At 36.8% G+C, this 11878-nt stretch carries 14 protein-coding genes and 1 riboswitch; of the genes, 8 read left to right on the forward strand and 6 right to left on the reverse strand.

The genetic code is table 11. The features are described from left to right. Positions 1–12: 12 nt before the first annotated feature. Positions 13–489, reverse strand: a complete 477-nt coding sequence (locus tag MHB70_RS18840; protein WP_000151924.1) for a ribbon-helix-helix domain-containing protein — start codon at positions 487–489, stop codon at positions 13–15. A 122-nt stretch (positions 490–611) separates the two neighbouring features. Here MHB70_RS18840 and MHB70_RS18845 point away from each other — a divergent pair, with 122 nt between their 5' ends. Together MHB70_RS18845 and MHB70_RS18850 are read left to right on the forward strand one after the other, a co-directional pair. Beyond that, positions 612–1610, forward strand: coding sequence for an alpha/beta fold hydrolase (locus MHB70_RS18845; RefSeq protein ID WP_000898944.1), 999 nt, complete (start codon positions 612–614; stop codon positions 1608–1610). Positions 1611–1743: 133 nt separating this feature from the next. Continuing rightward, a complete protein-coding gene (locus MHB70_RS18850; RefSeq protein WP_000994821.1) occupies positions 1744–3063 on the forward strand; it encodes a Na+/H+ antiporter family protein in 1320 nt (439 codons plus the stop codon). Between the two features lie 23 nt (positions 3064–3086). Here MHB70_RS18850 and MHB70_RS18855 read toward each other — a convergent pair whose 3' ends face one another. Both MHB70_RS18855 and MHB70_RS18860 read right to left on the reverse strand, forming a co-directional pair. Further along, complete coding sequence (locus MHB70_RS18855) at positions 3087–3950, reverse strand: LacI family DNA-binding transcriptional regulator (RefSeq protein ID WP_000201332.1); 864 nt, start codon at positions 3948–3950, stop codon at positions 3087–3089. Between the two features lie 99 nt (positions 3951–4049). Beyond that, positions 4050–4532, reverse strand: a complete 483-nt coding sequence (locus tag MHB70_RS18860) for a GNAT family N-acetyltransferase (RefSeq protein WP_000233395.1) — start codon at positions 4530–4532, stop codon at positions 4050–4052. A gap of 81 nt (positions 4533–4613) precedes the next feature. On the opposite strand from MHB70_RS18860, the gene MHB70_RS18865 reads away from it, so the two are divergent. Beyond that, positions 4614–5537, forward strand: coding sequence for an alpha/beta hydrolase (locus MHB70_RS18865; RefSeq protein ID WP_000819220.1), 924 nt, complete (start codon positions 4614–4616; stop codon positions 5535–5537). Positions 5538–5548: 11 nt separating this feature from the next. Here the strand turns inward: MHB70_RS18865 and MHB70_RS18870 are convergent, their stop codons facing one another. Then, positions 5549–5794, reverse strand: a complete 246-nt coding sequence (locus MHB70_RS18870) for a DUF2552 family protein (protein ID WP_000360799.1) — start codon at positions 5792–5794, stop codon at positions 5549–5551. Between the two features lie 252 nt (positions 5795–6046). Between MHB70_RS18870 and MHB70_RS18875 the strand changes: the two genes are divergently transcribed. The 5 genes from MHB70_RS18875 to ribH all read left to right on the forward strand — a co-directional run bounded on the left by MHB70_RS18875 (position 6047) and on the right by ribH (position 10354). Beyond that, positions 6047–6289: a CDGSH iron-sulfur domain-containing protein gene (locus MHB70_RS18875; RefSeq protein WP_002039507.1), complete on the forward strand. Its 243-nt coding sequence runs from the start codon at positions 6047–6049 to the stop codon at positions 6287–6289. A 189-nt stretch (positions 6290–6478) separates the two neighbouring features. Further along, a riboswitch (FMN riboswitch) is annotated at positions 6479–6622 on the forward strand. Positions 6623–6929: 307 nt separating this feature from the next. Then, the gene (gene ribD / locus MHB70_RS18880) at positions 6930–8042 is read left to right on the forward strand and encodes a bifunctional diaminohydroxyphosphoribosylaminopyrimidine deaminase/5-amino-6-(5-phosphoribosylamino)uracil reductase RibD (protein ID WP_000132003.1); all 1113 of its coding nucleotides are present in this window, start codon (positions 6930–6932) and stop codon (positions 8040–8042) included. Beyond that, positions 8024–8668 (forward strand): riboflavin synthase subunit alpha, encoded by a 645-nt coding sequence (gene ribE / locus MHB70_RS18885; protein ID WP_000493931.1) that lies wholly within the window; start codon positions 8024–8026, stop codon positions 8666–8668. The genes ribD and ribE overlap by 19 nt, the downstream gene beginning before the upstream one ends. 12 nt (positions 8669–8680) lie before the next feature. Further along, on the forward strand, positions 8681–9874 hold the full coding sequence (gene ribBA / locus MHB70_RS18890; protein WP_061529590.1) for a bifunctional 3,4-dihydroxy-2-butanone 4-phosphate synthase/GTP cyclohydrolase II: 1194 nt from the start codon (positions 8681–8683) through the stop codon (positions 9872–9874). Positions 9875–9892: 18 nt separating this feature from the next. Beyond that, positions 9893–10354 carry a 6,7-dimethyl-8-ribityllumazine synthase gene (ribH, locus tag MHB70_RS18895; RefSeq protein WP_000230897.1) on the forward strand — a complete coding sequence of 154 codons (462 nt, stop codon included), beginning with the start codon at positions 9893–9895 and terminating at the stop codon, positions 10352–10354. Positions 10355–10376: 22 nt separating this feature from the next. On the opposite strand, the gene MHB70_RS18900 is transcribed toward ribH, so the two are convergent. Further along, entirely contained in the window at positions 10377–10697 is a 321-nt protein-coding gene (locus MHB70_RS18900; RefSeq protein WP_000549775.1) for a hypothetical protein, read from the reverse strand. Positions 10698–10879: 182 nt separating this feature from the next. Then, positions 10880–11878 (reverse strand): biotin synthase, encoded by a 999-nt coding sequence (bioB, locus tag MHB70_RS18905; protein ID WP_000815851.1) that lies wholly within the window; start codon positions 11876–11878, stop codon positions 10880–10882.

The raw sequence follows: 11878 nt of genomic DNA on the forward strand, positions 1-11878 counted from the left end.
GTATCCTTTTCTTCAATTATCAAAATGTGATGTGTTGTTAAAGTCATATTGCTGTAAAAATTGTTGTAATGCCTCTTCTACAAGTTTAGATTTTTGAATCCCTTTTGATTCTGATATGATGTCTAATCTTGCTAATATTTCTTTATTAATAGAGAAGGTACGTTTCTTTTTTTCTGTACTTTTACTCATAATTGGTGCACTTACTTCTTCTCTCTTTCTTAATAATTCATAAATGCTTTGTAATTGCTCATAAATTAATACTTGATAATCTGTTTTCGCATATTGAAGGGCGGTCGCTTCTTGGAGTTGTAAGTGACGTGGTTCTTCTCCATCTCCTACAAAAATACGTTTCTTCCGTTCTCCATCATACTCGTATCCAATCCACCTTAATTTCTTCGATAATGTATACGGACTTATTTCAAGGCGCTTTGCTATAATAGCGATGGATTCACGCCTATTTAAACAATCTATAATTTCTCCAATCGTCACAATTTCCCCTCCTCCCATGTTGAAATGACACTAGCATGGTATGTTACAATGATTTTCTAACAGTATATGCAAAATAAATAGCCTGTGCGATTCATACGATTTCAGAAAAGGAGGTTTTCAATATGCTTTTTCGTAGCTGTACCCCACAGTTCTATAATGAAAATAAACAACTCATTCCTAATAGTATTGCTACGATGGAAAGCGTTATGATTAACAACCGAAAACAATTCCTCCTCATGCGTGGTCAAAACATAGAACAGCCTATTTTATTATGCTGTCACGGCGGACCTGGCATGGCACAAATCGGATTTATTCGCCATTTCCAAAAAGAATTAGAGAAGCACTTTATCGTTATTAATTGGGATCAACGCGGGGCAGGTAAATCCTTTTCAATGAAAGATTTCGGAGCAAATTTCACAATCGAACAATTCGTTTCCGATGCAAAAGAAGTGATTCAATATGTACTTAAAAGGTTCAACAAACAAAAACTATTTCTCGCTGGTCATTCTTGGGGAAGTATTATTGGGCTTAACATAGCACATCAATATCCAAAATATATCGAGGCTTACATCGGTATAGGGCAAATTGTACATATGAAACAAAATGAAGAATTGCTATATCAACATTTAATTCATTCTGCCAAAAAACATGATCATAAAAAAGCATTAGCTTCCCTTTTAAAATTAGGCAAACCACCATTTTTAGATACGAGACGTCTTATTATTCAAAGAAAGTGGCTTGGCACATTTGGAGGCGCAATCCAAAACGGATCTTCCTTTTCTTTCATACGAAAAGGTTTCTTTTCTCCTGAGTATACGCTATTAGATTGGTTCAAGTTTCTCGCAGGAAATTTAAAATCTGGCGTTTTATGGGAAGAAATGCTGACAATCGATTTCTTTTCGTCTATTTCAAGTTTATCTATTCCGGTATATTTTTGTTCTGGTCGCTATGATTATCAAACTCCGTATGCACTCGTTCAAGAATATTGTGATGTTATTGAAGCACCCATAAAGAAAATGATTTGGTTTCCAAATTCAGCACATTCTCCTGATCTAGAAGAACCAGAACTATTTGCTAATTCTTTACAATCCATCAAACAAGAGCTATCTTTTCATCATTAAATACAAAAGGCTCTTTTACATTTCATAGAAAACATTTTATAATAATATGTCGCAAGTATTATGTATAAATATAGCAAACTGCTTCATATTCACTTGCCTTAACAGAATAAAAATTTGGGAGATTATGTCTATTATGAACGCTGTACTCGTCGCAGTAGCAGTCATGCTATTGCTTAGTTTGTTACGTGTCCAAGTCATTGTCGCCATTATTATTGGAGCTCTAACAGGCGGACTTATCGGCGGACTCGGTATTTCAGAAACAATTAACACTTTTACAACTGGTCTTGGAAACAGTGCCCCTATCGCATTAAGCTATGCAATGCTTGGCGGTTTCGCTATTTCTCTTTCTAAAACAGGACTTCCAGATGCCATGATTCAAACCGCATTAAAATGGATTGGCAACGAACAAGACACAAAAAAACAAGTTTATTCTAAAATACTGATTTTATTCATCATTTTAACAATGGCTTGTTTCTCACAAAATGTTATCCCTGTTCATATCGCTTTCATCCCAATCTTAATTCCTGCACTTTTAAAAGTATTAAACGAGCTGAAAGTAGATCGTAGACTTGTCACATGTATTATTACATTCGGGTTAATTACACCTTATATGTGGATCCCTGCAGGATTCGGAAAAATTTATCATGACGTATTGCAAACAAATGCTGCCCAAAGCGGCCTTACATTTGATGTCGCGCTTATCCCAAAAGCGATGACTATTCCAGCAATCGGAATGATTATCGGATTATGTGTAGCGGTATTCATTACGTACCGAAAACCTCGTACATATGAAACAGAACAAATTCATACCGCTGAAAGTGAAATCGTTCCCTATACAAAGCGAAGCATCACTTTCGGATTATTATCTATCACAGCTACATTAACTGTTCAATTAGCAACAGAATCAATGATTTTCGGTGCCTTAGCGGGGATTATTGTCTTATCAATTAGTGGTAGTCTCCCCCTTAAAGAAGCAGATGCAATATTAACAAGTGGAATGCGTATGATGTCCTTTATCGGATTTGTCATGATTTCTGCCGCTGGATTTGGCGCTGTTCTTCGAAAAACAGGACATGTTGAATCACTTGTGCAAACGAGTGCACATTTCATCGGAAATAACAAACCGCTTGCTGCATTTCTTATGCTCGTTATCGGACTTCTCGTTACGATGGGAATTGGTTCATCCTTTTCAACCATTCCTATCTTAACAACAATTTTTGTACCCCTTTGCATTCAGCTTGGATTTAGTCCAATGGCTACAATTGCAATTATCGGTACAGCAGGAGCGCTAGGTGATGCAGGATCTCCAGCATCTGATAGTACACTTGGACCAACATCAGGTTTAAACGCTGACGGTCAACACCATCATATATGGGATACATGTGTACCGACTTTTCTGCATTATAATATACCGTTACTTATATTTGGCTTTATTGCCGCAATTACATTGTAAAAGGTGCGTATAAAACGCACCTTTTACTTTTTCATTTTCCCTTTTAATTGTTGAAAAGCTATTTTCGCTTCTTCTTCGACGTAATTTTCAATTGCTGGTAGTGATGGACCTATCCATTCACTCTCGATACTCCCATTCGGTCCAATAATTTTTAATTTTTCTGGTATATGTATATTTAGAAATTTGGCTGCTCGAATTAACTCGGTAGCAACCTTATCACTTGAAGCTACAATTCCATCTATATACGGATGAGTTTGCAATAACGTAATAAACTGTTTATTCGTATACCTTTGTACACATGCTTCTCGATAAGAGATCCCTTCATCCCAAACAGCGTCTAAAAATCCTGATATACGCTCTTCCATTTCTTCACTTTCTTCCCCCTCACCGAAATAAGCAAGAAAGTGACATGCTTTCTCTTTTAATAAAGAAACAGCCCTCTGTCCACTTTCATAATGATTTGTAAGAGGTTGTTTTTCCTCCATCACAACAAATGGGAATTCGATTTTCCCTAGACTTTTAAAAACTGATTTTGTCAAAATAACACCTGCAACGTTATTTTGCTTCAACATATGTATGTATCTATCTTTATTCTCTATATTACAAACGATTATTTGATAGCCTTCTTTATATGCTATTTCCTCAATACAATGTAGCAAAGTGATGTTTAATGGGTTACATAAATTCTCTACAAGTAATGCAATGATTGTTGAATTCTCTTTAAATAATGGCTTTGCTGCACTGTTTGGCCTATAACGTAATTCCTCAATTGCTTCCTTTACTTGTTTTACTGTTTCGTCATGAACGTATCCTTTTTCATTAATAACTCGTGAAACGGTTGCGACTGAAACACCTGCCAATTTTGCAACATCACGTATAGTTGCCACATCGTCACCCCTTAATATGGTAATAGATTACAATTTTAAGGTAACTTAAATTACAGTATTCGTCAAGAGTAATAACTTATATTTCTGAAAATTGTTACATCATTTCAATAAACGATACTCCATCTGAATTTCATGTAAAATCGGGATATTATCATATCCAATGCGCGGAATTTCTTGCTTTATTTTTCGCGCCTCTTCTACTGCATTTACATATAAATTTGTCATCATGAAATTACGTTTTTGATAAAAGCGTAACGCGTTCATATTATCATTTGTTGTAATGAGCCAAACTCCTTGGCACTGTGCTTCTTGAGCAACTTGCAATACGCAATCCACAAGCTTCGTCCCGATCCCCTTCCTTTCTTGAAAACTATCTAACGATACAATTTCACACAAATTCCCAGTCACTTCATACGTTATAATTCCGATTATTCTGTCATCTAAAAACGCAACAAATCCTGGTAGCTCTTCTAACTGATGCCCCTTACCACGCGAAACCATCAATGAGCTCCCCCAGTTTTCACACATGAACATTCGGATTTTTTCTTTCATTGTTGATGTAATTTTTTTTATATGCACCATTTCCTATTTCTCTCCTTTTCTATCCTTGTGATACAATGTAAGTGTATCACATGTAACGGTATTTGGAGGATGAGGTAAAGTATGAAACGTTTTTTTGCAGCATTGTTTACTATACTAGGTGCGATAACTGCCCTTGGGATTTTCTTTACAAATAAAGTGATGTACTTGAAGAAAAAAACAGAGGAAGAAGTTCTAGAAAGAGAATCGAAAAAACATTTTCGTATAGAAGATTTTGACGCTCTTCATAAAGAAGAAATTCATATCCCTTCGCAATTCGGATATGATCTTCATGGATATTACATTCCTGCAGGTCATTCCAACAAGTTTATGGTTTTTTGTCACGGCGTAACTGTAAACAAAATGAACTCTGTAAAATATGCAAACTTATTTTTAAGCAGAGGATTTAATGTCCTTATTTATGATCATCGTCGTCATGGTAAAACCGGAGGAAAAACAACAAGCTATGGATACTATGAAAAACATGATTTAAAATCAGTAGTTGACTGGCTAAAAAGTCGTTTTGGCACAAATATAATACTCGGTATTCATGGTGAATCTATGGGCGCTGCAACACTACTTCAATACGCAGGACTTGTAGAAGATGGTGCTGATTTCTATATTGCAGATTGTCCTTTTTCTGATTTCTATGGGCAATTACAGCACCGCTTAAAGGTTGAATTCCATTTACCCAAATGGCCTTTATTACCATTAGCAAATGCTTTTTTAAAAGTTCGTGACGGGTATACAATTCGTGAAGTTTCACCAATCGACTGTATAAAAAACATTAACAATCCCGTTCTCTTTATTCATAGTAAAGATGACGATTATATTTTAGCCGATATGACAAAAGCTCTATATGAAGCAAAAGAAAATAATAAACAACTTTATATTGCAGAACACGGTGCACACGCTTGCTCTTATAACGAAAATAAAGAGGAGTATGAAGCAGCTCTTGATCAATTTTTGAACACATACGTAAAAGAAACAAAAAACAGGCTTGCATAAGCCTGTTTTTTTCATTGTGATAAAACGTCTGTAACTTGTTCCATGTTTTCAGAAATCCATTGCACAGCTTCATCTAGCGTTGGAAATTCTGTTGTTTGAAACGTTACCTCATCTTGAAGTAACCAAACATCCTTCGCTTCTTGTCCTACACCGGCAATCGACCAGTGCAATAAACTATATGGATGATTATCATTCAAAAATGATGCCCACGTGCGCTCATTTGCAATATTTCGTAATGTAAGTAATTGTTTATCCATCTTTCGTCACCTTACTCTAGTCAGTTATAAAAAACATTATAACACTCTCTTCTCTCCCAAAGAAAGTGCTCTTTTTATCCCGCGTTAACGGGCAGTGAGACTCCCATCTCAAAATTCAGCTGAAGCAAAGAAGTTAGGCGGGAGATTAACTGCCCGTAATCGCCCGATTGGTGAAGGCTAATAATCAGTGGAATGAACCCCCTCCACTAATTAAAGTTTCACTTTATATTGTCAAGTGCTTCCCTTGATTATATGATGAAATTAAGCGTTTGGGAAGGAGGGATAGCGTTGGCAAAAGTACAAATTAAAGTAAATGATAATGGCTCTTTTCGCGTTACAGGGGACGTGGAATTAGTCGACTCACAAGGGAATGTATTCCCAGCAAAACCAGCATTTTCTTTATGCCGTTGTGGTTTATCAAAAAATATGCCTTATTGCGATGCTTCGCATAAAGGTAAATTCGAATCTGTTGTTAGAGCACCAGAGGCAAAGTAATTTCGTATGTGACATGCACATTTTTTGTGCATGTTTTTTCTTTTAATCAAAGTCTGGATATTCCTTTTCCTAACAACATTTCTAACACTTTTGTCTCCATTTCAATCTCCATGTATTTTCACACAATTCTTCACATTCAAATATTTTTTGCTAGCCTTTTTTCTTTTTTGTGCTATAATTTGACCAAACAGCATCCTTCGGGGTCGGGTGAAATTCCCAACCGGCGGTGATGAAGTGAAAACTTCTAAGTCCGTGACCCGTTTTCAACTCGAAAACGGTGGATCTAGTGAAACTCTAGGGCCGACAGTATAGTCTGGATGGGAGAAGGATATGTTTCTAGTTTTTTATATAGTGAATACACTTTTATTTCAGTATGCATATTTTTATACATTCATTTTGAATTTATATATATGTTTAGTTTTCTATACTCATTTTTTATACTGAAATAAAAAAGAGACAACTAGCGTTTAAAAAATTCGATATTTTGCTAGGTTTTTTCCTTATGCAAAAATGTCAATCATCGCTAGGTTTCTTTCCTGTACTTTCGTATTCGAACTATAATTCTAGAAATCACGTCTCCCAAACCCCAAGGATATTAAATCCTTGGGGTTTTTTGATTTTTTTAGGAGAGGTGAAGAGAATGACTGATCAAGAATATATGAGGATTGCCTTGCAATTAGCTAAGGGGACATCAGGACAAACGAGTCCGAATCCTATGGTTGGTGCTGTTGTTGTAAAAGATGGAAACATCGTCGGAATGGGCGCTCATTTACGTGCTGGTGAAGAACACGCGGAAGTTCATGCCCTTCATATGGCTGGTGAGAAAGCCAAAAACGCTACCGTCTATGTAACACTTGAGCCGTGTAGCCACTTTGGAAAAACACCACCTTGCTGTGAATTACTCATCGAAAAGGGAGTTAAGCGCATTGTCATTGCTACCCTTGATTGCAACCCGCTCGTTTCTGGTAATGGAAAAAAGAAATTAGAAGAGGCAGGAATCGAAGTAACTACGGGTGTTCTTGAAACGGAAGCAGTTTTATTAAATCGCTACTTTTTTCACTACATGAAAACGAAACGCCCATTTGTCACGATAAAGACCGCGATGAGCTTAGATGGCAAAACAGCCACTGTAACTGGTGAAAGTAAGTGGATTACTGGTGCAGAAGCACGCGCTGACGTTCACCAATATCGCCATACACATGATGCAATTCTTGTTGGAGTGAATACAGTTATAGCCGACAATCCACATTTAACAACAAGAATTCCAAATGGCGGGAAACATTCTATTCGCGTTATTTTAGATACCCATTTACGAACGCCACCATCTTCTCATGTCATAACAGATACTTTAGCACCGACATGGATTATTGTAGGTAAGGATGTAAATAAAGAGAAAATAGCTTCTTATGAATCTAAAAATATAGCGATATTCCAAATGAAAACGAAGCAAATTGAAATTCAAGATGTTTTAGATCTACTCGGTGAAAAACAAATCCTGTCTCTCTTCATCGAAGGTGGACAAACTGTTCATGCAAGTTTCTTACAAACAAACAATTTCAATGAAATTGTAACCTATATAAGCCCGAAATTAATTGGCGGGAAAGGTGCTCCTACTCTTTTTGGAGGAAACGGTTTTTCAAAATTACAAGATTCGCTTTCCTTGAAAATTCAAGAGATGAAACAAATTGGCGATGATATCAAAATTGTTGCGACTGCCCGAAATGAGGTGACGAAATGTTTACAGGAATTGTAGAAGAATTAGGAACGATCACAAACATGCAACAAAGCGGAGAAGCGATGAAATTAACGATCCATGCAAATAAAATTTTATCTGATGTCCATTTAGGTGATAGTATCGCGGTTAACGGGATTTGCTTAACTGTAACGAGCTTTACAACTACTTCATTTACAGTTGATGCAATGCCTGAAACGATGAAATCAACATCACTTCGCCTGCTTAAATCACACTCTAAAGTAAATTTAGAGCGGGCCATGGCTGCAAACGGGCGCTTTGGTGGACATTTCGTTTCAGGACATATCGATGGCATCGGGACAATTTTAACTAAAAAACAACATTACAATGCCGTCTATTACAAAATAGCAATTTCCGATGAATTGCTACGCTATTGTTTGCATAAAGGATCCGTTGCTGTTGATGGAACGAGTTTAACGATATTTGATATAGACGAATCTTCCATAACAATTTCACTCATCCCACACACAGTAAGCGAATCTGTCATCGGAGAAAAGAATGCCGGAGATATCGTAAACATTGAGTGTGACATGATTGGTAAATATATCGAACGCTTTATTTCTAAACCTGTAAAACGAACGGGGTCAATGTCCGAAAGCTTTTTACAAGAAAACGGATTTCTATAAGGGGGAAACATAATGTTTCATCGTATTGAAGAAGCTCTAGAAGATTTAAAACAAGGAAAAGTCGTTATCGTATGCGACGATGAAAACCGAGAAAATGAAGGCGATTTTATCGCTTTAGCAGAGTATATTACGCCAGAAACAATTAATTTTATGATTACACATGGTCGCGGCCTCGTTTGCGTACCGATTACGGAAGGGTACGCAGAGCGCCTACAATTAGAACCAATGGTATCTCATAATACAGATTCACATCATACTGCGTTTACAGTGAGCATTGATCATGTTTCTACAACAACAGGGATTAGCGCTCACGAACGTGCAACTACGATACAAGAATTGTTAAACCCTGCATCTAAAGGTGCTGATTTCAATCGACCTGGACATATCTTTCCATTAATCGCAAAAGAAGGCGGTGTCCTTCGCCGTTCAGGTCATACAGAAGCTGCTGTCGATTTAGCAAAACTTTGCGGAGCAGAACCTGCTGGAGTCATTTGCGAGATTATTAATGAGGACGGTACGATGGCACGTGTACCTGATTTACTACAGTGCGCAAAACAATTTGATATAAAAATGATTACGATAGAAGATTTAATTGTTTATCGCCGCCATCATGAAACACTTGTGACAAGAGAAGTGGAAATTACCTTACCTACAGATTTCGGTACTTTCCAAGCAATTGGCTATTCTAACTCATTAGATACGAAAGAACATATTGCGCTCATAAAAGGTGATATTTCAACAGGTGAACCGGTGCTTGTACGTGTTCATTCTGAATGTTTAACAGGAGATGTATTCGGTTCATGTCGCTGTGATTGCGGACCACAACTCCATGCAGCACTTGCTCAAATTGAGCGTGAAGGAAAAGGTGTTCTTCTTTATATGAGACAAGAAGGACGAGGCATCGGGCTTCTTAATAAGCTTCGCGCTTATAAATTGCAGGAAGAAGGATTCGATACTGTAGAAGCAAATGAAAAACTCGGCTTCCCTGCTGACCTTCGTGATTATGGTATCGGCGCTCAAATATTAAAAGATTTAGGCTTACAAAGTTTACGATTATTAACGAATAATCCAAGAAAAATTGCTGGCTTACAAGGTTACGATTTAGAAATAGTCGAGCGTGTACCGTTGCAAATGCCAACAAAAGAAGAGAATAAAACATATTTACAAACGAAAGTAAACAAATTAGGACATTTATTAAACTTATAATCAAAGGAGAGATTTATTATGGTATTCGAAGGTCATTTAGTTGGTACAGGATTAAAAGTTGGGGTTGTTGTTGGACGTTTTAATGAATTTATTACAAGTAAATTACTTGGCGGCGCTTTAGACGGATTAAAACGTCACGGCGTAGAAGAAAATGATATTGATGTCGCTTGGGTTCCTGGTGCATTTGAAATTCCTTTAATCGCTAAAAAGATGGCCAGTAGCGGAAAGTATGATGCTGTTATTACTTTAGGTACTGTAATCCGTGGAGCTACTACACATTACGATTACGTTTGTAATGAAGTAGCAAAAGGTGTTGCATCTTTATCACTACAAACTGACATCCCTGTTATTTTCGGTGTATTAACGACAGAAACAATTGAACAAGCGATTGAACGTGCAGGTACGAAAGCTGGTAATAAAGGATATGAATCAGCCGTTGCTGCCATTGAAATGGCTCACTTATCAAAACAATGGGCATAAAAAAAGAGGCTGCGGCCTCTTTTTATTTTTTCGCTTTTTTTCGTACATCTTTTATTAATTCATTCATCGTTTTTCCTTCTGTCTTTATACGAAGTGCTTGCGCTGTTCTCCATACATTCTCTCTTTTTTTCGCTTCTTCTATAATAGTAATTTCTTTTCGTACTTCCTTTAAATCTTTCCCTTCCGTTTTCAATCCAAAATGTTCAGCTTTCGTTCGAAAATGTTGTTCAATTCTTTGTTGCATCTCTTTTTGTTCAGGATTTTCAGCGGCCTTAACTGGATCAGTACTTATTGCTTTTATTAAAATTAGACAGGTCATAATCGCTAATATGTATTTGTGCATGTAAAATCCTCCAACCCAATATAAAATACATATTTACTATGTACAACTAGGGCTTGGAAAATTCGTCCGCAAAAATTCTTTTTCTCACTCAAAACCCATTCGTATTAAGTGATAATAGCCTTTTATTACATTTTATTTACAAAAAAAGCAAACTCTTTTACAAGTTTGCTTTTTCCTCTATCTTATAGTGCACATTCCTCAATCTCAAATCCTAAATCTTCAATCATGCCCCAGTCTGCAGTTGGCTCTTGTCCAGCTGTCGTTAAGTAATCCCCGACAAAAATAGAGTTTGCTGCAAATAAGCCGAGTGGCTGTACAGAACGTAAATTAATTTCGCGACCTCCTGAAATACGAATTTCTTTTGTTGGGTTTACGAAACGCATCATCGCCAATACTTTTAAACATTCTACAGGTGTTAACTCTTTTTGTCCTTCAAGCGGTGTGCCCTTTACAGCAACGAGGAAATTACACGGAATAGAATCTGCATCTATACGTTGTAATTCAAATGCTATTTCAGCACGTTCTTCAATTGTTTCTCCCATTCCAAAAATCGCCCCAGAGCATGGTGAAATACCAGCTTGTTTCGCTTTTTGAACCGTATCAACACGATCGTCATACGTATGAGTTGAGCAAATGCTTTCATAATTGTTTTCATGTGTATTTAAGTTGTGGTTATAACGATGAACACCAGCTTCTGCTAAGCGTCCTGCTTGATCTTCGTTTAAGAAACCTAAACAGCAACAAATCTTCAAATCTGTCGTTTCACGAATTTCCTTCACAGCCCCAATTACGTGATTTACTTCTTTATCTGTCGGGCGACGGCCAGATGCTACAATACAATATGTACCCGCTTTACGGCGAATTGCTTCATGTGCTCCTTCTACAATCTTCTCCTGCGTTAACCATGCATATTTATCAATTGGTGCTTCTGAAATAATAGACTGTGAACAATACCCACAATCTTCAGGACATAAGCCAGATTTCGTATTAATAATCATATTCAATTTTATTTTCTTACCAAAATGATGATGACGAATGATGTAGGCTGCATTCATAATTTCTAAAACTTCTGTATCATCAGCTTCTAATATTGCTATTGCATCTTCTTTCGTAATCATTTTCTCTTCTACTACGTCGTATGCAAGTTTTTTCCAATCCCTTTTTGTTTGTACTTGTTTCAT

This window comes from Bacillus sp. FSL M7-1020, assembly GCF_038050415.1.
Lineage (GTDB): Bacteria > Bacillota > Bacilli > Bacillales > Bacillaceae_G > Bacillus_A > Bacillus_A toyonensis.

Bases quoted from the DNA above. Each gene is read 5' to 3' on its own strand.
- MHB70_RS18865 (WP_000819220.1), top strand. From the start codon at position 4,614: ATGAAACGTTTTTTTGCAGCATTGTTTACTATACTAGGTGCGATAACT.
- MHB70_RS18870 (WP_000360799.1), bottom strand. From the start codon at position 5,794: ATGGATAAACAATTACTTACATTACGAAATATTGCAAATGAGCGCACG.
- MHB70_RS18845 (WP_000898944.1), top strand. From the start codon at position 612: ATGCTTTTTCGTAGCTGTACCCCACAGTTCTATAATGAAAATAAACAA.
- ribE (WP_000493931.1), top strand. From the start codon at position 8,024: ATGTTTACAGGAATTGTAGAAGAATTAGGAACGATCACAAACATGCAA.
- ribD (WP_000132003.1), top strand. From the start codon at position 6,930: ATGACTGATCAAGAATATATGAGGATTGCCTTGCAATTAGCTAAGGGG.
- bioB (WP_000815851.1), bottom strand. From the start codon at position 11,878: ATGAAACAAGTACAAACAAAAAGGGATTGGAAAAAACTTGCATACGAC.
- MHB70_RS18875 (WP_002039507.1), top strand. From the start codon at position 6,047: ATGATGAAATTAAGCGTTTGGGAAGGAGGGATAGCGTTGGCAAAAGTA.
- ribBA (WP_061529590.1), top strand. From the start codon at position 8,681: ATGTTTCATCGTATTGAAGAAGCTCTAGAAGATTTAAAACAAGGAAAA.
- MHB70_RS18900 (WP_000549775.1), bottom strand. From the start codon at position 10,697: ATGCACAAATACATATTAGCGATTATGACCTGTCTAATTTTAATAAAA.
- MHB70_RS18860 (WP_000233395.1), bottom strand. From the start codon at position 4,532: ATGGTGCATATAAAAAAAATTACATCAACAATGAAAGAAAAAATCCGA.
- ribH (WP_000230897.1), top strand. From the start codon at position 9,893: ATGGTATTCGAAGGTCATTTAGTTGGTACAGGATTAAAAGTTGGGGTT.
- MHB70_RS18850 (WP_000994821.1), top strand. From the start codon at position 1,744: ATGAACGCTGTACTCGTCGCAGTAGCAGTCATGCTATTGCTTAGTTTG.